Raw genomic sequence first — 22476 nt, 5'->3', positions numbered from 1 at the left:
GACTTCTTAGCCGCCCCATCTAAATACGCACCACAACAGTTTTACCGATAAAATCGTGCACCGCGCGCCGCTTATCGTTAAACAACATGGTGACAAACTCTGACAGATCCCAGCTCAGTGAGATAAAGGTAAAACCAATCACCACGAATGACAGGCCCAGGCTGACCTTGCCGGCCGACGCCATCACCATCAGATAGGCGGCTACTAACAGGGCTCCTAAGATGCTCAGCGCTAAATTGACCGACTCTCTTCTAAATGCCTGCCATAGGTCGATGTCGGTTTCGCTCAGGTGATCGACCACCTTGACCTCCATGATCATCTTGCCAACTGTCTGACCAAAATAACCATGCATCAAAAGGGAATAAACGCCAAATAGAACGCCATTTAACGCCTGCACCAACTTATCGTCATAATTGAGTTGGATATCGAAGATCAGACGTTCAACAATCAATATCAAGCCGAAGAGTAAGCCATCTAAGATTGCCGCCCAGAAGCGCGGCCAAAAGGTTGCGTATTTATTGTGTTCTGTCACTTGCCCATCGTCGACCTCCCGCTTTGGGAAGCGAGCAGGGTCGTTTAACAAGGCGACAATCATGGCATACCGCTCAGGATAAGCCTCGCGGTCAATGTACCGCTTGGCCTCTAATAACTCTTCTAGGGAATATGTTGAAAAATCCGGGGTAAAGTCAGAAGCATAGTCAGAAACATAGTCCGCTGTATAGTCCATTAATATCTCACTCAATCCATATCTATGATGCTGTTTTGTAAAGCCGAAAGCTGCACTTAGTGCGGGCGAAAGCATAACCCTTTCACTCAAACAGAACAATGCTTTAACCATTCGTTGAGAATCCCAACGGGCGAGTTATACCAATCACAGTAAACATGTGATCAGAAATAGCGCAGGAAAAACGCTTGAGAACAAAGCAGGATTTTTAGATAAGTAGTTATTCTACAATTAAAAATACTAATACAGTTATCGAGCGTTTTAACAAGCTAGAATGATCAATTGTTTATTACGATTGGTATTAACTAGATAGGACGGGCAAGATTTGGCTGACTTATATTTAGGTAGAAAACTGATTAAGTCGAAAACAGACGACAAACAGAATTTCCCAACGCCTGCGGGAAATGTCAGACGTTGGGAGGAACTCAAGGCTTAGCTAAGCCTGATTCTTGGCATCGTAGGCTAAGGCAGCGTCTTTAAGCCGCTGTATGTCAGAGGCACATAGATATCGTTTTAGGGCGGAAAATTTTTCCTCGGGCCAGTCATAAATGTTCAGTTGCAACAACTCTTTAATAATGGCGGGTTCAAAACGATACTTCACTAACTTGGCGGGTGAGCCCCCCACGACAGCGTAAGGCTCGACATCCTTAGTAACGACACTGTTGGCGGCGATGACCGCCCCCTCACCTATCGAGACACCCGGCATGATCATGGCTCTCATGCCCAACCAGGCACCGTCACCAATATGCGTATCGCCCTTGCCAATATAGGCCTCTTCTATGTAATCCATGAAGGGATACAGGCAGAACCAATCGGCCCTATGGGTATGGTTTCCGCCCATCAAAATCACCACTTCGGCACCGATACAGACATAATCGCCGATATGAAGTTTATCTATCTCCCACCTGGGCTCCCAGTCACGGCTGATCTTGTCGCCGTGTAGGTACCTGACCACCGACTCCTCGAAACCATTGTCCCAACAGTCGCTGTAGTAGCTGTGCTCGCCCTTTACCTTAATATTCGGGTTAGTTACAACTTGGTGTAACAATTGAAATTTTGACCAATGTTTGTCTTGCATACTAGACCTCAAGCTAATGTTTAATCGAAAAATTATTGATAAAACATCACGCTCGTCAGTGAATTCTAGGTTGCTTCAATAAAGGGGTCGGCTGCATTAAATACCTCGGTCGACGAAGGAAAAAACCATACAAAAGCTATACAACACCGACACCAATACCGCCTAGGCGCTGATTTGAGCAGGGCTTTTCCTTCTTTGCTATAACGCTGAGCGCAATACTATGCGCTTTAATGCGCAGTTTGCAATGACCCAGTTAACATCTGAAGTCACTGGCTATTGTTTTCTATTTGCTGATTCAACTTTAGCGCCCGAGTTCAGCGCCTGAATAAATGTAGTAGCATAGTGAATTTGGCCACCTGATTAGAGGTGTTAAGATGCACCTCGTACATAATAGGTGGAACCATGACCGCCTATCACTATGACAAACAGCCACTTACACAAAAGATCTTACAGTCTCAGCTATTCACATTGAGCGCTTTATCACTAATGAGTGATAGCATTAATAATGTCGTAAGCCGTTTCCACTCTTTCATTAATTGGATAGTTTTTATTGGCTAGAATCACCACACCGATTTTTTCAGAGGGTACATACGCAACATACGCGCCGAAACCGCCTGTTGAGCCAGTCTTGTTGACCCAAGCAGCGTCAGCTAGTTTACTGGATTGACTTTCAGTGACTGGATTAGGAGCGAACATAATCTCTCTTGAGTTCCCCTTTAGTAGATTTTGAAGTGAAACCGGGTAATCATAGCTCTCCCAACCAACGGCTTGGGTGAATGGGCCAACATCGAAATACCCTTTATGTGTGCTTTCTATCGCCTTCTCGATATCATCACTTAGAGATATTTTCCCGATATTCGCTTCGATAAAGTGAAGCATATCCGCGCTAGTCGATTTAATACCATAAGCTTCAGCGTCAAGCACTCCTGGGTTGACTCGCACCGCTGCATTCTTTGCATTATATCCAAAGGCATATTTGTGCGTTAAATCACTAGGAACATTCACGAACGTATTTTTCATTCCAAGTTTAGGTAGAATGACTTTTTCCATCATCTCGGCATAGTCAGACTTCATGCTCAGGGCTCCGACGTAACCATACAAACCGATGCTAGGGTTTGAATACCTTCGCTGCGCACCCGCTTCAAACTCAGGCTGCCAAGATTTGTAATAATTGATCATCCCCTCATGATCGGTCACTTCACTAGGAAATTGAAGAGGTAACCCACCCGCAGTATACGTGGCGATGTGTAGTAATTTAGTCTCTCCTAGAGGACTACCATTCAGTTCCGGTAAGTAAGCCGAAACCTTATCCCCCATATTCAATTTCCCCTTTTCCTCAGCATAGCCAGCCAAAGTTGCCGCAAAAGTCTTACTAACCGACCCCAACTCAAAGATGGTTTCATTGGTTACCGGACTGTTGGTTTCTTTATCCGCAACGCCATAATCGTAATAGTAGCGTTCGCCATCTACCGTAACTGCCACAGCCAAGCCTGGAATTCCGTATTCCTTCATCAGCTCTGCCGCATTTTTATCTACCGTATTTTTTAATTTTATATCAATGGTCGCTTCAGAGTTCGCAAATGCCGTAAAAGTGCTTAACGAAAAAACAGCGACTAAAGTGGTGTGCAGCTTTATTCTTTTCTTCATCATCTTTTCTATTCTCTATTCTCTATTCTCTATTCTCTATTCTCTATTCTCTATTCTCTATTCTCTACAAAGTGAGCAGACAACTAAGGATGATTTCGAGGAAATATTTTAAGTCATTACCAGAAGGGCAAGAATGCCTAGCTACTTTACATCCTTAGCCGACATAACGAGTCATCTATTCAACAAAGTCTGTTAAACTTAGGTTCTCCTCTATATAAAAATAGGAATAATCCTAATTTTACAAAATCCTTCTTTCTTTGAACTTACTCTGTCTGTACTGACGAACGCTATATGAGTTGTTTGTCTCTTATTTCTCGAGCCACCTATATTGTCAGTTCAAGATGTAGATTTTGTTCTAAAAAAGTGAAAAACGCGGATGAATCCGCGTCTATTCATTTCATTCGGCCATTATTGTTTATTTCGTTGTTATTTGCGGTTTGAACGTTTTCGCTATCCGATTCCAACTATTTATGGCGTTGATGGCCACAACTAAATCAACCACAGCCTTGTCACCCAACATTTCAACTGCTTGGCTGTATTTATCGTCTTCCAATGATTGCCCTAGCGTCAGAACTTCAGCCATATCAAGCGCTATCGATTCGACCTGATCGTAAAAAGGCATTTCACGCCAAGCACTAAGGCCGATCAATCGTTCCACACATTCTCCTTGCTCAAGCGCATCTTTACTATGCAAATTCACACAGTACGCACATTGATTCATTTGAGATACTCTAAGCTTAATTAGCTCCCATAACTGAACCGTAAGGGTTTCAGATGTTCTAAACTGCTCTCGCAAATACCCTTCTTGTCCAATCAAAATTTTCATCGCTTCCGGAGCAGTAGTGTAATAGTTCATACGTGATTTCATATTCTTATATTTCCTCTAAAATCAAAACTGAGCACATTGCCATTGTGTAGGTGCATATTTTTGGCCCCCCCCCCTACATGACATCTAGTAAATAAATGACAACCAACCATCAACAACCTTTGAAGAAAAACAATGAATGAGGCACAGACTAACCTTAGTTAATCGCATAAGGGGCAACAGAGAGAGACCCAGAATGCATAGCTAATTTATCGATATGTCTCACTTACAGCAATCAGACGACTCTAAAAAAATCATGACTCAGTGATATACGGCGATACTACAAGGAAGTATCAATATCTTAGTCAGCTACACTGAAACCCACTTAGCCCATACCGGCTAGCGCATCTACTGATTACCATTAAATCGCGACAGGCATCTCCCTTGATATCTCAGTACTTTCTAAATGGTTTTTTAATTGCTTTTGCAGTAAGTCAATTTGTTCTTGTACGGTTTCGCGATTTGTAACAGTACCTTCAATGGTGAAGAACTGAATATCTTTTAATCCTACTGTAGCCATAATTTCTGTCAGGTACGGAGTAAAGAAATCAGGCTGATAAGCATTTTTTCCAGAAAACCTTCCACCAGCAGACACAAGAACATAAATAGGTTTATTGCTTAATAAACCTTGCTTTTCGGTGGCTGTAATCTCAAAGGTCCGACCTGCTCTCACCACGTGGTCCACCCAGCTTTTAAGACTGGAAGGTAAAGAAAAGTTATGCATTGGAGAAGCAATAATAATGAAATCAGCTTTATTCAGCTGGGCAATTAATTGATTCGACAATGATAAACTACCACTTGACTCATCGTACATGAGGTCAGGCGTACTCAGTGCCTTGGCATAATCAGCATCAAGATGAGGCAAGGTTGCTGCATCGACTTCAACCACTTCAACATCTATCTTCTCTGATATCTGCTGAATAATAAATTGCGCCAATTGATACGTACAGGCTTGATGCTTTCTAGGGCTACTGTTAACTAGCAGGATATTCATATATTTCTCCGGAAAAAACAGGGTGATTGCCGCTGCTTTACTAAGTATGTTATAAGAGAAAATGGCTCAATTTAAGAGCCATAAGTTATCTTTTTTTATGGTCCATATCTCAATGAAAACCCCAAAACAATTTGTATATAAGCGTGTGTATCGGCGTATTCTCGACGCGATTTTGCAGCAGATACTAAAACCCGGTGAGAAAGTCCCTTCGGCTCGCGCACTTGCGAAAGAAATGGGAGTTTCACGAGGGACAGTTGAAGAAGGATATGCGTTACTTAAAGCTGAAGGTTACCTCGAAGCGAAAGGGCAGGCTGGCACTGTCGTCAGTCATCAACTATTGACCCCAACTAAAGGGAATTCACCGACTCCATCTTCTCAGTTCAATTTAGAGATCAATCACTCTGATATTTTACCGTTTCACCTAGGCATTCCCGCTTTAGATGCCTTTCCTATCAACACTTGGTCAAGAATTTCGGCGCGATGTGCGAGGAACACACACAAAAGCAGCCTTGCCTATCCCCCAACCTGCGGCCTCCCTGATTTAAGAGTCGCAATAAGCCAATATCTGCAGTTATACCGAGGTGTCCAGTGCCACCCGGCGCAGGTCTTTATTACATCAGGGTATGTCAATTCAATTCGCTGGATCACTAGCGTACTGCTCAAAACACAATCTCATATTGGCATTGAAGACCCCGGTTACCCGTTAACTCGTCAGGTACTGGCAAGCAGTGGGTTTCATCCTGAGCCGATTCCTGTTGACGATGAAGGGCTAGCTCTTCCAGACAACAGCAAAGTGAAAGCACTTATTGTCACACCAGCACATCAAAGCCCAACCTGTGTATCACTTTCACTACAACGGCGACAGATGCTATTAAACTGGGCGGTGAGCAATCAAAGCTGGATTATAGAGGATGATTATGACGGAGAGTACCGCCATACAGGGCAGCCCCTACCCGCTTTAAAAAGTTTAGATACTCATGACAGAGTGATTTATTCGGGTACTTTCAGTAAAGTTCTCTTCCCAAGCTTGAGAGTGGCATACATAGTGGTTCCACCAAGTCAGGTCTTTCAATTTGAACAATGTGCAGAGTTATTCACTGGAAACGTCTCCACTTTTACACAAAACTGTATTCTTACCTTCATGCAAGAAGGCCACTTTCCTCGGCATATTCAACGGATGAGGAAGCTATATCGCGAACGGCGAGAATTAACGTCTGAACTGTTCACCAAAATGCTAGGCCACAAGCTATCTATTGAGCCACAACCGGGGGGAATGCATATGATAGCAAGGTTAAATAACCCTAAATGTGATGATCTAGCGCTCTCTCGCCAGATGATGAAAGCCGGATTATTTGCTCAAGCGCTGTCACAGTGCTCTTCAAAGCCAACGCACCCAAGCCTAATTCTCGGTTTTACCAATATTCGAACAACTGAAGAGTGCCACAGTTTAATTGGCAGGCTAAGTCAATTCCTATAAACCAACAATCATAGCTCACCTTTGAACACATTCAACTGAGTCGAGGCTGATAACGTATCTCTTCCTAAGGGGAACAAAAGGCAAATACTTAAACCTCCACACGAAAAATATAAAACTTATTTGATAGCTATAATGTAATTATTCCCTTTGCTATCTAACCAATCGGTTGCTCAAGCAATGAACGCCGTACTGAAAGCAATAAGAAATCAATGTTTTACGAAACCTGAACACTTCGTATTCGCGGGAGCAAGCAAACGAGGGTGGGTAGCATGGCTAATGTCACTGTGAATCGCCACTTCTTCACATTCAGCCTATTTACCTACAAACAGGGGAACCACCTCTCACGCCTGCTTACTCATTATTTTGATAATGGAGTGGCGTATGCCCTGTGTGTTTTTTGAAAAAACTGATAAAAGCGCTATCGCTTGAAAAGGCTAATTTATCAGCGACTTGGTTCACTTGTAAGTCATCGGCTAATAAATTCATTGCTTTAAGTAACCGCCATTGCTGACGCCAAGCTTGGTAACTCATGCCCGTCTCAGCTTTGAAAATACGGCTGACCGTCTTCGTACTCATTCCAATTTGTTTAGAGAATGTGTTGAGTTGTTCAGGTAACAAATGATCTTGTTTAAGGTCTGATAACCAAGTTTGTAACCTCGGATGTTTCGGCATTTTTAACTGCCAATATTCGCGTGGTGCGCTCTTTATTTCTTCCAAAAAAAGAGCAAGTACCGTTTTTTGGTCACCCACGGGCATATCCCATTGCCAATGAGCCATCCTTTCAATCAGCTCTCTCAGTAAAGGATTGACGTCCATTATCTGGACCTTGTCAAAGTCAGGTAGCACAGTGTCCAACGAGAAGTAAAGTGAACGGTACTCAACGACACCAGTCATTAACACTCTGTGTACCATCCCAGCAGGAATCCAAACAGCGCGGCTAGGAGGAAGCAGACATATCCGCTGCTCTAGTTCAATGCTCATACACCCTGCTTGAGCAAACAGCAGCTGGTGAGAGCGATGCGTATGTGGGCCAGAGTCATGCACAGCGAGCTTTGAGGCCACGCCAACAACCATGGCATCGATTAAATCAGGATTAAAATCTTGCTGCGGATGAATGATTGCCATAATGTCCTATTTTTGATGTATTTAGTCTTAATTATTATAACAGAGCTTTAAGCGAAACTTTACAATGGCCGCCACTTAATTAATGGAGGTTATTATGATTTCTAAAGTTCCGCCTCTATGGCTAGCGGTAGTATTAATGATGTTTCCACAAATCGTGGAGACAATCTACAGTCCAGCTCTTACTGATATCGCTCATCAGTTTAATGTTAGCGATGCTAAAGCATCTCAAACACTTTCCGTCTACTTTTTAGCATTTGCTATCGGAGTGGTGTTTTGGGGAAGGCTAAGTGACTTAATCGGAAGACGCCCAGCTATGCTTGCAGGCTTACTGACGTATGGACTTGGTGCACTAATCGCTTTAGTCACAAACAAGTTTGAAATATTGTTGTTGGCGCGTGTCATTTCTGCATTTGGTGCCGCAGTGGGTTCGGTCATTACTCAGACGATGCTGCGTGATTGCTATGATGGCTCTGAATTAGCAAAAGTATTCTCCGTCATGGGGGTTGCTCTCTCAATTAGCCCTGTCATAGGCCTATTGAGCGGTGGGTTGCTTGCTGAATACTATGGCTATGTCGGTGTTTTCAGTGGTTTGATGCTACTCGCAATGGTTCTATTGCTCATAGCAGTATGGGGGTTACCTGAAACTAGGCCCATGACAACCTCTAAGATACAGATGTGGCCCTTGATAAAGAGAATGTCAAAAGACTCAACACTTTGGCTAAACGCCTTACTGGTTGCTATTTTCAACTCAATGTTGTTTGGGTATTACAGCCTCGCACCATTTTTGTTTTCAGATATTGGTATGACAGCAAAAGACTTTGGCTACTCCGGTGTAGTGCTTGCTATGGCAACATTTATTGGTAGCATGATGAATAAGCACCTTCTCAATAAGGGATGGTCACCCATGGCACTGACCAAACTCGCCGTTGGTATAGCGCTCATTTGTGGAACAGCGGTATGGCTGACTCAATCATCACTGTGGTTCTTGTTACCTATGATGGGCGTTGTGATCTCATTTGGTATCGCAATACCAAATATCTTGAGCCAAGCTTTAGTCAATTACAAAGAGGTTGCGGGGAGCGCTGGCGCATTATTTGGCCTAGCTTATTACTTGTTGCTAAGTATAGGGCTCGGTCTGGCTGGAGCCATGCAGTCGCTGGGGTTAGTCTTGACGCTGTGCGGTGTCGCCGCGACAATTTGTGCTTTTTCGTTGCATACAAAAAATCGTTGATTTCATTGTTCAAAACACAAAGCCTAGCATCGCTGCTAGGCTTTCCTCAACGTCAAGCTAGACGAAGCCTAGACCATTATCTTTGATCCTCAATCACGACCCCATCGTCCGCCAAGGCTCCTGGTGCCACCAGCGCCACCTCCCCTGACAACTGAGTCTCGGCGCGGATCGACGCCTGCACGGCGGCGATATCCAGCTGTGGCCGCGTCGTCTCATCCACCTCGCACAGCAGGCGCATCACATCATTCTCCTGCTGACGGGTAACGACGAGTCGCACCTTAGCAATGCCGGGATGACGGGCGCGCACCCGCTCGACCTGCTCTGGATGCACAAACAGCCCCTTCACCTTAGTGGTCTGATCGGCGCGTCCCAGCCAGCCCTTGATGCGCATGTTGCTGCGCCCACAGGGGCTAGCACCCGGCATAATGGCCGACAGATCGCCGGTGGCAAAGCGCACCAGGGGATAGTCGCGGTTAAAGCTGGTCACCACCACCTCACCCACCTCGCCCTCGGGCACAGGTGTCAGGGTACCGGGACGCACGATTTCAACGATAATCTCTTCGGCCACCACCAGGCCCTCGCCCGAGACACTCTCGAAGGCGATAAGCCCCAGATCTGCGGTGACATAAGCCTGCTTGACGTCGATATCCGCCGCCTCGAAGCTGGCCTTGAGGGATGGGGTTAACGCCTCGCCGGACACCAGCGCCTTAGTGATCGAGCTGGTGTCCATCCCCTGCTCCCTGCCTTTCTCCAGCAGTATGTTGAGAAACGAGGGAGTGCCGCAGTAGCCATTGGGTTTGATTGAGCCTATCAGCGCCAGCTGCATCTCGGTCTGCCCAGGTCCCGCCGGGATCACAGTGCAGCCGCAGGCCTTGGCGCCCGAATCCATGATGAAGCCGCCGGGCGTCAGGTGGTAGGCGAGGCAGTTCTGCACAATATCGCCGGGGCGGAAGCCGGCGGCGAAGAAGGCCTGGCCCATGCGCCACCAGTCATGGCCGTCACATTCGGGATCTAAAATAGGCCCTGGCGACTGAAAGATGCGGCCACTTGGCCTGTCTGGCGTCATGCCGGCAAAAGGCGGCTGCTCTGCCTGCAGGCGGATCAGATCGGCCTTACGGGTAATGGGTAGGGTTGCCAGCGCCTCGCGGCTATTAATCTGAGTGAGATCTACCCCCTCAAATAAATGGGCAAAGTAATCGCAATGACGGCTGGCATAGCCTAGCTGCTCGGGCAGCGCCGCCATCAGTTGCTGTTCGCGCTCGGCAGGGGCGATAGCCTCTTGGGGTTTGAAATACTCGGCCATATTGCCTCCTACAGCCAACGCTTACGGCGTTTATAGGACTTTAAGTTCTTGAAGCTCTTGCGGGTCTCGTTGCCGCCCCCCAGATAGAACTCCTTCACATCTTCGTTGTTGAGCAGCTGGGCCTTGGTGCCGTCGAGCACTATCTTGCCCGACTCCATGATGTAGCCGTAGTTAGCGGCTTTGAGGGCATAGTTGGCGTTCTGCTCCACCAGCAGCATAGTAATTCCCTGCTCGCGGTTGATCTTCTCTATGATGCCAAATACCTCTTTGACCAGCAGGGGCGAGAGACCCATAGAGGGTTCGTCCAGGCAGATCATCTTAGGTCTGGCCATCAGGGCACGGCCGATGGCCAGCATCTGTTGCTCACCGCCCGACAGATAACCCGCCAGTCCGGTGCGCTCCTTGAGACGCGGGAAGTAGTTGAACACCATCTCGATATCCTGGTTCACCTGGCCGTCACGGCGGGTATAGGCCCCCAGTTTCAGGTTTTCGATCACCGTCATATCCTCGACGATGCGGCGTCCCTCCATCACCTGAAACAGGCCGGAGCGCACCACGTCATCGGCATTCTTTACGTCGATACGCTCGCCCATGAAATGAATGTCACCGCGGGATACCTCGCCATTTTCCGTCTTAAGCAAACCTGAAATAGCCTTAAGGGTGGTGGACTTACCGGCGCCGTTTGGCCCGAGTAGGGTAACTATCTCCCCCTGGGGCACCTCTATGCTCACGCCGCGTAGCACCTGGATCACATCGTCATAGACCACTTCGATATTGTTGATCGAGAGAAGTGGTGTCTCGGGCTTTAACTGCACTGCTTGTGTCATAACAACTCCAAGGTCAAGAAGCGAGCCGGGCAATGACCTGCCCGGCAAATGGTAAGAGATTAGTAGCCTAACCAGTCGGTACGGCGCTCAAGGGTCACCTGATTCACCTTCTCGACCTTGATGTCGCCATGGTTAAAGTTACCCTTGTAGATGTTGACCTGGTTGATGCCGCGGTGATCCTCTGGGGTCCAGGTCGCTGCCAGGCAGACGCCCTCTAGCCCCTTTGGTACCCAGTTTTTATGGGCGTACATGCCCTTCTTCACGTTCTCACCCGTGATACCGCCATTGGCCTTGGCCCACTCCATCGACTCCTTCATGAAATAGGTCGAGCAGACGCCGCGAATATAGTGGTGCAGGCGCTCCTCTGTGCCCGTGCTGTCAGACATCTTAGAGATCTCACGCACCAGCTTCATGCCAGGTACATCGTCGGTCCAGAACGGCGTCATGGTTGGGAAGATATAGTTTCTCACCCCCTCACCGGCGGCCTTAAACACCAGCTTGTCGCCGCCCCAGATGTTAGACATGAACTGGATATCTGTGCCAACCGTGTCGCAAGACTTGATCAGCGACTGCACCGAGCCTCCCAGATTGCCGATATAACCATAGTTGGTGCCCGAGCTCTTGAGGCTCAAACACTGAGCCTTGAAGTCGCCCGGCTTCATGGAGATCACCACAGAGGGTTGCACGTCGAAGCCCAGCTCGGTGGCGTACTCGGCACAGGCCTCTTTAGGCGCGTTCGGGAAAGGATGGTTGGCGCCGATATGGGTAAACTTAGGCTTGCCCTTACCGCCCTTGGCCTTCCAGTCGTCGGCTGCCCACTGCACCAGGCCGCGACAGGCATCTGAATAGGATGCGCCGTAGAAAAAGTTATAAGGTGCCGGCTTAGTGGTCTTAGGGTTCTTGCCCTTAGGATCCGTCAGATGGCCCGAATAGGAGGCGGAGAAGATAGGTGTCTTGTCCTTGGCGGCGAAGGAGATCAGCGCCTCGGTGTCGGCCGTTCCCCAGCCCTGCATGGCCACCATGTTCTTGCGCGATAGCCACTTCTTATAGGAGGCGATCGCCTGGGGCACCTTGTAGGCGTAGTCTATGGTCTCATACTCCAGCTTAGTGCCGTCGATACCGCCGTGGGCATTGATATAGGCCAGGGCGTCACGCACACCATCGGCGTAGGGCTTACCCACGAAGGCCGTTGGGCCAGACATGTCGGCCAGGTGGCCGACAAAAACCGTGTCTTCGGCCTGGGCAGCGCCGGCGGTAAAGGTTAAACAAGCAAGCGTGGTGCTAAGCAGTATTTTTTTAGTCATCGTTTTCTTCCTTCAACATGATCCATAAAGATTGAATGCGGTTAAGGCAGCGCTACAGCCAGGTTTAACGCTCATTGCGATTCAAACTGTGTCGGTTTTACAGCAAATTAATTTGTCCTCGCCCTTATCTGTCCTCTACTTAGTAGGCGAAGGGATAACACTTCCAGTAGTTCTTAATCTGTCCCCAGCGATGGGCCAGTCCCTCTGGCTCGAAGATGAGGAACAGGATGATCACCAGGCCGATAGCCATCTCCTTGATGTAGGCCAGGCCGTCGGTGACCATGGGCAGGTTGCCGTAGTCGGTATACTTCATCAGTCCCACCATGCCCTCTAACACCTCGGGCAGCAGTACCATAAAGACCACGCCCATCAGGGTGCCCTTGATAGAGCCCAGGCCGCCGATGATCACCATGGCCAGGAACTGAATCGACATTAAGATGGTGAAGCCCTCGGACGATACATAGCCCAGATAGTGGCCATAGAGGGCGCCACCTATCCCGGCGTAGAAAGAGGAGATACCAAAGGACAGCAGACGGTACTTGTTGAGCTTAACCCCCATGATCTCGGCCGATAGATAGTGATCGCGCACCGCCACGAAGGCGCGGCCGTCACGACTACGCATCAGGTTACAGCCCCAGATGTACATGAATACCAAGGCAAACAGCGCGATGAAGTAGAAGCTCATGTCGGTATCGAAGTCGAAACCGAACAGGCTCACGGGCGCCGCCATGGCCCCGGACGCACCGCCGGTAAACCACTCGGCGCGGCCGAAGAAGTCCTGAATGATGAACTGCGCCGCAAGGGTGGCGATGGCCAGGTAGAGTCCCTTGATTCGCGCCGCCGGCATACCGAACATCATGCCGACGCCCATGGTGAGAAAGCCCGCCAGCGGAATACAAAACACCACAGGGATGTTAAAGCTGGTGTTGAGCCAGGCCGAGGCGAAGGCGCCGAAGCCGAAGAAGGCGCCGTGTCCCAAAGAGATCTGCCCGGTGAAGCCCACCAGGATATTCAGCCCCAGGGCGGCGATGCCGAGATAAGAGATCTGAATAAACAGGGTCAGAAAGTAACCATCGAGTACCAATGGCGCGGCGCAGGCCAGCGCGATCACCAAACAGGTCACCAGGCGTATGGTCTTGGTTTCAAAAATCGTATTGTCAGCCTTATAGCTGGTGCGAAAATCCCCGCACGGGCGCATCGCTAAACTAGACATAGAAAACTCCTTGAACTGCAATAGGGTCGAACGTTATTAGTTGTGTCATGGCAGTGTTCCTTAGATACGCTCGATGTCGCGGGTACCGAACAGGCCGTAGGGCTTGAACCAAAGGATCACCAACAGCACATAGAAGGGAGCGATGTTGTACAGGTTGCCCACATGCAGCCACTGGCTATCGAAGAACTCGGCGACGTTTTCAAGCACGCCTATCACCACGCCGCCGACGATGGCGCCGACGATGGAGTCCAGCCCCCCCAGGATCACCGCGGGGAACACCTTGATGCCTATGGTCGAGAGCGAATCCGACACGCCGTTAACCATGCCGATCACCACACCGGCCGTGGCCGAGACGGTCGCGGCGATGCCCCAGCTCATGGCAAATACCTGCTTGACCGAGATCCCCAGGCTCTGGGCTACCTGCTGGTCAAACGCGGTGGCGCGCATCGCCAGGCCATGCTTGGAGTATTTAAAGAAGAGGAAGAAGGCGGCCATGATTAAGATGGCGATGATGGTACTCATCAGGTACGCCAGCTCGATGTTGAGGCCGAAGATGGCGATAGACTGGGTATCGAACACCTTAGGGTAACTCTGGGGCGAGACGCCGAATATCCACTTGGTCAGCGACTGGAAGAAGATAGACAAGCCAATAGTCACCATGATCACCGAGATGATGGGCTCACCTATCATGGGACGCAGCACTATCATCTGCAGCAGCACACCGAACACCGCCATGAAACAGAGGGTGAACAGGAAACCGATGAAAAACGGTAGCTGGAAATAGGTGAGAAACGCCCAGCAGACCCAGGCCCCCACCAGCAGAAACTCCCCCTGGGCAAAGTTAACGATCTGGGTCGACTTGTACACCAGTACGAAACACATGCCCACCACGCCATACAGCAGGCCGACGATCAGGCCGTTGATGATAAGTTGAATTAAGAGTTCAAAATTCATGATGCTCTCCTTTGATTCGCCTCGCCCTCGATGGACTGACGCTGGGCGATCACTGTCGCCACCTTGACTTGGGTTTGGATGCGCGACTTGGTGCCATCCTGGAAGGTGATCACGGTATCGATATCCACATGGGGCTGGTCGCCATAGATGGCCTCGATGATCTCGCCATACTTATCGGCGATGACGCCACGTCTCACCTTACGGGTACGGGTCAGCTCGCCGTCATCGGCGTCCAGCTCCTTGTAGAGCAGCACAAATTTGTTGATCTTCTGCGCGTCCGGCAGGGTTTCATTCACCCGCTCCACCTCGGCCTGTAGCTGCTCATACACCTCGGGCAGGCTCGACAGGTTGGTGTAGTTGGTAAAGGCCAGTCCCTGCTGCTCGGCCCATTTGGAGACGATGCTGAAACGGATACAGAGGATGGCCGACAGGTAGGGCTTGTCCTTACCTAAGATCACCGCCTCACCGATGAAGGAGGAGAACTTAAGCTTATTCTCGATATATTGCGGCGAGTACTGAATCCCCTGGCTGGTCTTGGCCAGGTCCTTGATGCGGTCGATCACCACCAGATGGCCCGACGGCTTGAAGTAACCTGCGTCGCCGGTGTGCATCCAGCCATCTTTGACATCTTCATCGAAAGCCGCCTGATCCCCCAAGTAGCCGTTGAACATGCCCACGGTTCTGGCGATCACCTCACCCACCCCTTCGCTGTCGGTGTTGATCACCTTGAGCTCTGCGGTATCGAAGGCCACGCCTACCGTGTCGTAATCCACGTCATGCTCTTCGTGTATGGTGTAGGCGCCGCACATCTCGGTCTGACCATAGAGCTGACGCAGCGGCACGCCGATCGCCTGGAAGAACTTGAAGGTATCCGGGCCCATGGCCGCTCCGCCTGTGGCTGCCGATTTTAAGAAGGAGAAGCCTAAACGGTCGCGCAGCGCCTTCATCAACAGGATATCGGCCAACTTAGAGCGTCGGCCATCGGCAAGTCGCTGCTCGGCGCGTTTCATGGCAAAATCGAACAGCTTCTGTTTGAAGGGCGTCGAGTCCATCATGCGCGCCTTGACGTCGGCGAGAATCCCTTCCCACACCCGAGGTGCCAGCAGCACGAAGCTTGGACCTATCTCGCGCAGATCCGCCATCATGGTTTCCTGCTCTTCGACGAAGTTAACGATCTGACGGGCGATAAGCGCCTGGCCCACGGCATAAACCTGCTCCATGATCCAGGGCAGCGGCAGCACGGAAACATAGTTGTCCCCCGGCGCGCGGGGATCGGCCCGCAGGTAGGAGCAGCAATGGTCGATAAACTTGCTGCCCTGTAGCAATACGATTTTGGGCTTAGAGGTGGTGCCCGAGGTGGTGCAGTAGATGGCGATGTTCTCCGCCTTGCCCGCATCCACCAGGTTGTCATAGTGGCGCGGCTGGGTGTTATCCACCTCCTGGCCGATTCGATAGATCTCCTCGACGCTGATGAGCCTTGGGTCGTCATACTTGCGCATGCCGCGCGGGTCGCAGTAGACGATATATTTCACCGAGGGGATGCTATCGCCCAGCTCCAGCAGCTTGTCGCACTGCTCCTCATCTTCGGCTACGATCACCTGGGCCTCGCTGCGATTAAGCAGGTAGGCCACCTCTTCGTGAAGCGAATCTTGATATATCCCCAGTGAGAAGCAGGCCAGCGCATGGGCGGCCACCTCGCCCCAGACCCACTCGGGGCGATTCTCGCCAAGCAGGGCTATGGTGCTCTCGGCTTTGATGCCCAAGCGATCGAAGGCCAGCGCCATCCACTTCACCCGGTTGTGATAATCTTGCCAGCTGAATTCGGTCCAGATGCCGAACTCCTTCTCGCGCATGGCCACCTCACGGCTCCAGTTGGCCGCATTGTGGCGCAGGATCTTGGGAAAGGTGTCGAGTGAGCCCATGTCGAAGGCCCGCGCCGTCGACGCATTATTTACCTGAGTCATTAGCCAACCTCTTGTAATTGCTCGTCATCTTCAAGGCCGAGATAGGCCTGTCTCACGTGCTCGTCGGCCATCACCGCTTCGGGCAGGCCAGAGATCAATTTCTTACCGAAATCGAGCACCATCACCTCATGGGAGATATCCATCACCACCCCCATGTCGTGTTCAATCATCACCACGGTAATGCCGAACTCCTCGTTGAGATCCAGGATATAGCGGGCCATATCCTCCTTCTCCTCCAGGTTCATCCCCGCCATCGGCTCGTCGAGCAGAATCAGCTTAGGGTTGAGCGCCATGGCCCGGGCCAGCTCGACCCGCTTACGCAGACCGTAGGAGAGGGTGCCGGCGATGGATTTACGCACATGGGAGATGTCGAGAAAGTCGATGATCTCCTCCACCTGACGGCGATGGGCCAGCTCCTCTTTCTGCGCCGGTGAGGCCCAGTACAGGGGGCCAGTGAGCCAGTTGTTCTTCATCAGGTGATGACGGCCGACCATGATGTTGTCCAGCACCGACATGTGGCCAAACAGGGCCAGGTTTTGAAAGGTACGGCCTATACCGAGATCGGCACGGGCATTGGGTCTGAGATGGGTAACATCCTGATTATCGAAGTGAATGGTTCCCTTCTGTGGACGGTAGCGACCCGAGATGCTGTTGAGCATTGAGGTCTTACCCGCCCCGTTGGGACCGATAATCGAAAACACGGCGCCGCGTTCAACCTCGAAGCTCACATCTGTCAGGGCCTTTACCCCACCAAATGCGAGCGAGATCTGATCGACAGTTAAAATAGTATCTTTCACAACCCTACTCCTTTAAACGGCTCTGCCTGGGTGTTTCGGCGATGAGTCGCCCCGGCGAATGCCAAGACGAGGGTTAAACGGGTAAAAAAATGGGGAGGAAGCCTCCCCCAAGAGCACTTACAAGGCGTAACGCATTGAAAGCTGTGCGTAGTCTGAATCGACGTTCTGGTCGTCCAGGGCGAAGTTACCCACTTCGATGCCCACGGCCAGTGCCGGCGTCAGGTTTTGGAACAGGTTGACGCTCCACTGGCTGCGATCCGCATCCGATTTGTCGGTCTCGATACGGCCATAGAGGAAGGTGCTGCGCAGGGTATCTGTCCAGTAGTGACGGTAGGCGGCCAGATAAGAGGTAGTGGTTTCCACCTCTTCGCCGATAAGATCTTTGGTCACACCCAGGCCCACGTAGCGGCCCACTTCCCCTTGGTGGAACTGGAAGCGCAGGTCATCTTTACCGAAGGTGTTGATGCGACCGGCAATCGAGCCACCGAAGGCGGTTTCGCTATTGCCGCCCAGAGTGTTAAGCCGGCGACCCAAAGCCGAGATAGAGACGTTACCCCAGTCACCCTTGAAGTTATAACGGGCTACCACATCCGGCAGATCGTCATTGGCGGTGTCGCCACCGTGACTTTCAGGGTTCTCGATAGAGACCTGGAAGCCACCTATGTCGTAGCGGATCTGGCCCTGACGCACGAAGGCCAGACCGACTGTGGCACCGGCAAAATCGGCGGTTTCCGGGATAGCACTGGTGTTCATGAAGGTGGTCCAGGTTTGACCCACGGTAAGATCTTTGTACTTGATGAAGGCGTGACGCAGACGCGGATGGGCCGAGTTAGACACCACCTGGTTACCGCCACCGCCGAGGAAATCCATCTCGATGAAACCCATCACGTCGCCGTGAACATACTTAGTGTTGAAACGAGACTCGTTGGCAAAGATGCGGAACTGTGACGTGCTCTCTTCCTGGGCCGTGCCTGTGCCGATCCAGAAATCACGGTAGCCGACATCGCCGTTGACATAACGGGCATCTACCTTGAGATAGCCACCGAAAGACAGCTTACCGTCATCGCCGACATTAAAGTCATAGCCGGCCATGGCAGAACTGGCCATCAGGCCGAGTGAAGTTGCGAGTGTGAGTTTTTTTATTGTTGATATCATCTTGATTATCCCCTTTTGTGGTTGCCTCCAAGATGGAGAAATGCCTCCTTGGCCTCAATTGGGAATAGGTAGTAATGCAGCGGTAGTAGACCATTGGGCGCAATACGTGAGGATTAGGCAATAAGCACTAATACTTAAGTCGATGACCATAAATGCCGACTTTGGCGCCAACTGTGATATGTTGACTTGAATAACAAAATAAAAGGAGTGAGCCGGGATGGCGCGATAAACTCCTGAAAAGATAGGATAAGTGATAGATGTTCCCAAACTGGCTATTGGTTGCCATCAGCATCAGCTATATCGGTCTGCTGTTTTTAATGGCGTTTCTGGGTGACAAGTACCGTGGCAAGTGGTTTGCCGGGCAGCACACCATCATCTACTCCCTCTCCCTCGGCGTCTACTGTACCTCCTGGGGCTTTCTCGGCACCGCTGGCCAGGCCGCCAATAACTCCTTCGCCTACCTGCCTGTCTATATCGCGCCTATCTTGCTGTTTATCTTCGCCTGGCCCTTTATCCAGCGGGTGATCCGTGTCTGCCTCAAGCTCAACATCACCTCGATTGCCGACCTGCTGGCGGCCCGTTTCGGCAAATCGCCCTTGCTGGCGGTGGTGGTCACCTTCGTCGCCCTGTTTGGCACCCTGCCCTATATTGCCCAGCAGCAGAAAGCCATCGTCAACTCCTATGAGATCTTGCGGCAAGATCACCTGCTCTCCTCCTGGCAGCTCGGCCTGGTGGTGAGCCTTATCCTCGCCGGTTTCACCATAGTCTTCGGGGTGCGCGCCATCGACGTGACCGAGCGACATCCCGGCATGATGCTGGCCATCGCCTTCGAGTCCTTTGTGAAGCTTATCGCCTACCTCACCATAGGGATCTTCGTCTCCTTCTTCCTGTTCGACTCCCCCCTGGAGATCTGGCAAAAGGCAACGGAAATCAACCCTATAGCGGCTGAGTTTAACTACCCCAACTTCATCTCGCTGTTTGGTCTGCTGATCATAGTGATGTCGGCGTTTCTTTGCCTGCCGAGACAGTTTCAGGTGTTAATCGTCGAGCTAAAATCACAGAAACATGTGCTCTGGAGCCGCTGGACCTTCCCCCTCTATGTGCTGGTGTTTGCTTTCTTCGCCACACCATTGGGCCAAGCGGGCAATATCCTCTATGGCGACTCGCTACAGAGCGACGCCTATGTGCTGTTTCTGCCGGTATTTAGCGGCGATATCTGGCTGGGGCTGTTTAGTTTTCTCGGCGCCATCTCGGCGGCCAGCTCCATGGTGATCATCTCTACCATCGCCCTGAGTACCATGCTGAGTAACGAGATCGTCTTCCCAACACTATTTAAGATCAACAATATACAGAATAATGACTTCCACAAGTTCCGCTCGCACCTGCTTAACATCCGCAAGGCGCTGGTACTTTTGGTGATCTTCATGAGCTATGGCATGTTCCTCATCGCGCCGCCCGACACCCTGGCCTCCCTGGGTGAGGTAGCCTTCGGCGCCATCGCCCAAATAGGCCCGGCGCTGTTTGCTGCCTTCCTCTGGCGCCGGGTCACGCTGATCGGCGTATTGGTCGGGATCTCCAGCGGATTCGCCCTCTGGCTAGTGCTTAACCTGCTGCCACAGCTGGGGCTCTACGGCCATCCCTTCGCCGGCAGCGGCTACTCCATGACCACTATGTCGACCCTGGTGGGCCTGTTTGTCAACGTGATGGCTATCTGGCTGGTCTCCTCCTTTACCCGCCAGAGCGTCCATGAGCAGATGCAGATAGGCCACTTTATCGAGCGTCCCGAGCTGGACAAGTCGCTGCCCGAGGTGCCCAAGCATGTGAACCCCACAGAGCTCGAGCTACTGGTGGCCCGCTTCGTGGGTAAGGACAAGGCCGCCCAGGGGTTCTACTCCTTCTTCTCCTGTCAGCCCCAGCCGATTCAGGACAAGAACGCCCACAATCAGGCGCTGATCTTCTTCACCGAAAACATGCTCGCCAGCGTCATGGGCTCAGCCTCGGCGCGCCTAGTGCTCTCCTGCGCCCTCCATGGTCGCGACATCGCCATAGAGGATGTGGCCCAGCTGGTTGAGGAAGCTTCCAGCCACCGTAAGGAGTTCAGTCGCAGCGTGCTGCACAGCGCCATCGAAAACGCCAGCGAAGGGATCTCGGTGATCGACAAAGACCTCAACCTGGTGGCCTGGAATCAGCAGTATCTGAGCCTGTTTAACTACCCGGACGACCTCATCTACATCGGCTGTCCGGTGAGGCAGCTTATCGAATATAACCTCAAGTTTGGCAAGAGCTATGTACCCAACCTGGATGAACAGGTTGAACGGCGCCTCAACTTCCTGCGCCAGGGTAGCCGCCATGCCACCGAGCGCATCCAGCCCGACGGCAAGACGATACGCATCCAGGGTAATCCTATCCCAGGCGGCGGCTTCGTGATGATCTTCTCCGACATCAGCATGTACCGCGAGGCGGAGAAACTATTGAAAGAGAAAAACCTGGACCTTGAAGCCAGGGTATTTGAGCGCACCAAGCGACTGGAACAGGCAAACCTGCAGCTGGCCAAGTCCAACGCCGAGCTGGCCGAGGCTCTGCAGAAGGTTGAGCAGGCACACCAGAAGAAGAGCCAATACCTCAAGGCCTGTAGCCATGATCTGCTGCAGCCCCTGTCGGCGGCGCGCTTGTTCTCCTCCGCCTTTGTTCAAGGGGGTCAGCTGTCGAATAAGCAGAAACAGCAGATAGGTTATATCGATAACGCCCTGCAGGTGGCTAACGAACTGCTATTGGATCTCAACGAAGTGTCGCGTATCGAGGGGGGTACGGTAGTGCCCGAGATCACCGAGTTTGCCCTACAGGAGGTGCTCGACTCCCTGGTGGAAGAGTTCAGCGCCATGGCCAGCACTACCCAGGCGGAATTCAAGTGCATCAAGACCAAGCTCTGGGTGCGTAGCGACAAGGTGCTACTCAGACGCATACTGCAGAACCTGATCAGCAATGCGTTTCGCTACGCCGGCGGCGGCCGCATCCTGCTGGGTTGTCGCCGCCACGGCGAGACCATAGCAATCCAGGTGGTGGACGACGGCCCGGGGATCCCCGCCGATAAACAGGCGGTGATCTTCGAGCAATTCACCCGCTTGCAGCACTCGGGCCACGAAGGGGTCAACGGCCTTGGATTGGGACTGAATATCGCCCAGGGTCTGGCGGAGCTGATGCAGCACAGGCTCACCCTGTCATCAGAGGTCAATCAAGGCAGCATCTTCAGCCTGAGCCTAGCCGCCGTTAAGCCTCAACTCGAAGAGGAAAACACCAGCCAGCCGGATATCCTCACCCTCAACGGCGTCCAGGTACTGTGTGTCGATGACGACCCGAACGTGCTGGCGGGCATGGAGGAGCTGCTTAGGGGCTGGAAGTGTCAGGTCTATACCGCCTCCTCGCCGCAACAGGCCAAGGCCTGTGTCAGCCAGTTTGCCAGTAAGATAGACATAGTGCTGATGGACTATCAGCTGGACAACAACCAGAACGGTCTGGATCTCATGGCCGAGCTGCAAGCCCTATCCAGCCGCCCTATCCCGGCGATTCTGATCACAGCTACCATTGACGAGGAGGTGGTGCAGCGCACCAAGGAGTTAGGTTATGGCTATCTACGTAAGATCATCAAGCCTATCGCCCTGCGCGCCGTGATGAGCGCCACCCTGGCCAACAGCCTGCACAACAACTACTCGGCCCAGCCCAGCCCCCACTTTAATCTGGTCGACCCACTAACAGACTAAAAAACACCCCGCGTCTGGCTCAAGCAGATGCGGGGCGTTTCTCTGTCGCTAACCAAGCGT

General features: G+C 51.4%; 18 protein-coding genes. 4 read left to right on the top strand and 14 right to left on the bottom strand.

All coding sequences use genetic code 11. The annotated features are described in order from the left end of the window. Positions 1-19: 19 nt before the first annotated feature. From GNT65_RS06405 to GNT65_RS06385, 5 genes are all read right to left on the bottom strand, one after another. On the bottom strand, positions 20-838 hold the full coding sequence (locus GNT65_RS06405) for an RDD family protein (RefSeq protein ID WP_244952111.1): 819 nt from the start codon (positions 836-838) through the stop codon (positions 20-22). A gap of 322 nt (positions 839-1160) precedes the next feature. Then, on the bottom strand, positions 1161-1802 hold the full coding sequence (locus GNT65_RS06400) for a CatB-related O-acetyltransferase (protein ID WP_160794488.1): 642 nt from the start codon (positions 1800-1802) through the stop codon (positions 1161-1163). Between the two features lie 483 nt (positions 1803-2285). Further along, entirely contained in the window at positions 2286-3452 is a 1167-nt protein-coding gene (ampC, locus tag GNT65_RS06395) for a class C beta-lactamase (RefSeq protein WP_160794486.1), read from the bottom strand. Between the two features lie 412 nt (positions 3453-3864). Then, positions 3865-4317 carry a carboxymuconolactone decarboxylase family protein gene (locus GNT65_RS06390; protein ID WP_160794484.1) on the bottom strand — a complete coding sequence of 151 codons (453 nt, stop codon included), beginning with the start codon at positions 4315-4317 and terminating at the stop codon, positions 3865-3867. A gap of 358 nt (positions 4318-4675) precedes the next feature. After that, positions 4676-5308, bottom strand: a complete 633-nt coding sequence (locus GNT65_RS06385; RefSeq protein WP_160794482.1) for an FMN-dependent NADH-azoreductase — start codon at positions 5306-5308, stop codon at positions 4676-4678. Positions 5309-5369: 61 nt separating this feature from the next. Between GNT65_RS06385 and pdxR the strand changes: the two genes are divergently transcribed. Together pdxR and GNT65_RS20755 are read left to right on the top strand one after the other, a co-directional pair. Next, on the top strand, positions 5370-6785 hold the full coding sequence (gene pdxR / locus GNT65_RS06380; RefSeq protein ID WP_244952110.1) for a MocR-like pyridoxine biosynthesis transcription factor PdxR: 1416 nt from the start codon (positions 5370-5372) through the stop codon (positions 6783-6785). Between the two features lie 147 nt (positions 6786-6932). Continuing rightward, on the top strand, positions 6933-7073 hold the full coding sequence (locus tag GNT65_RS20755; protein WP_420853502.1) for a PhoPQ-activated protein PqaA family protein: 141 nt from the start codon (positions 6933-6935) through the stop codon (positions 7071-7073). A 63-nt stretch (positions 7074-7136) separates the two neighbouring features. Here GNT65_RS20755 and GNT65_RS06370 read toward each other — a convergent pair whose 3' ends face one another. Further along, positions 7137-7910 (bottom strand): AraC family transcriptional regulator, encoded by a 774-nt coding sequence (locus GNT65_RS06370; protein ID WP_160794478.1) that lies wholly within the window; start codon positions 7908-7910, stop codon positions 7137-7139. A 97-nt stretch (positions 7911-8007) separates the two neighbouring features. Between GNT65_RS06370 and GNT65_RS06365 the strand changes: the two genes are divergently transcribed. Continuing rightward, complete coding sequence (locus GNT65_RS06365; RefSeq protein WP_420853504.1) at positions 8008-9141, top strand: multidrug effflux MFS transporter; 1134 nt, start codon at positions 8008-8010, stop codon at positions 9139-9141. A gap of 76 nt (positions 9142-9217) precedes the next feature. Here the strand turns inward: GNT65_RS06365 and GNT65_RS06360 are convergent, their stop codons facing one another. From GNT65_RS06360 to GNT65_RS06325, 8 genes are all read right to left on the bottom strand, one after another. Continuing rightward, positions 9218-10444, bottom strand: coding sequence for a phenylacetate--CoA ligase family protein (locus GNT65_RS06360; protein WP_160794474.1), 1227 nt, complete (start codon positions 10442-10444; stop codon positions 9218-9220). Between the two features lie 8 nt (positions 10445-10452). Beyond that, positions 10453-11271, bottom strand: coding sequence for an ABC transporter ATP-binding protein (locus GNT65_RS06355; RefSeq protein ID WP_041509300.1), 819 nt, complete (start codon positions 11269-11271; stop codon positions 10453-10455). Positions 11272-11330: 59 nt separating this feature from the next. Then, positions 11331-12575, bottom strand: coding sequence for an ABC transporter substrate-binding protein (locus GNT65_RS06350; RefSeq protein ID WP_160794472.1), 1245 nt, complete (start codon positions 12573-12575; stop codon positions 11331-11333). Between the two features lie 139 nt (positions 12576-12714). Beyond that, positions 12715-13788: a branched-chain amino acid ABC transporter permease gene (locus GNT65_RS06345; protein WP_160794470.1), complete on the bottom strand. Its 1074-nt coding sequence runs from the start codon at positions 13786-13788 to the stop codon at positions 12715-12717. A gap of 60 nt (positions 13789-13848) precedes the next feature. Further along, positions 13849-14742, bottom strand: coding sequence for a branched-chain amino acid ABC transporter permease (locus tag GNT65_RS06340; RefSeq protein ID WP_160794468.1), 894 nt, complete (start codon positions 14740-14742; stop codon positions 13849-13851). Continuing rightward, entirely contained in the window at positions 14739-16706 is a 1968-nt protein-coding gene (locus GNT65_RS06335; protein WP_160794466.1) for a long-chain fatty acid--CoA ligase, read from the bottom strand. The genes GNT65_RS06340 and GNT65_RS06335 overlap by 4 nt, the downstream gene beginning before the upstream one ends. Continuing rightward, a complete protein-coding gene (locus tag GNT65_RS06330; protein ID WP_011866408.1) occupies positions 16706-17503 on the bottom strand; it encodes an ABC transporter ATP-binding protein in 798 nt (265 codons plus the stop codon). The genes GNT65_RS06335 and GNT65_RS06330 overlap by 1 nt, the downstream gene beginning before the upstream one ends. A 117-nt stretch (positions 17504-17620) precedes the next feature. After that, positions 17621-18658 carry a DcaP family trimeric outer membrane transporter gene (locus tag GNT65_RS06325; RefSeq protein ID WP_160794464.1) on the bottom strand — a complete coding sequence of 346 codons (1038 nt, stop codon included), beginning with the start codon at positions 18656-18658 and terminating at the stop codon, positions 17621-17623. Between the two features lie 257 nt (positions 18659-18915). Between GNT65_RS06325 and GNT65_RS06320 the strand changes: the two genes are divergently transcribed. Beyond that, positions 18916-22416, top strand: coding sequence for a hybrid sensor histidine kinase/response regulator (locus GNT65_RS06320; protein ID WP_160794462.1), 3501 nt, complete (start codon positions 18916-18918; stop codon positions 22414-22416). Positions 22417-22476 lie beyond the last annotated feature (60 nt).

It is taken from the genome of Shewanella insulae, from assembly GCF_009831655.1.
Lineage (GTDB): Bacteria > Pseudomonadota > Gammaproteobacteria > Enterobacterales > Shewanellaceae > Shewanella > Shewanella insulae.
Note: the sequence above shows the minus strand (reverse complement) of the source record. Positions and strands in the feature narration are given on the sequence as shown.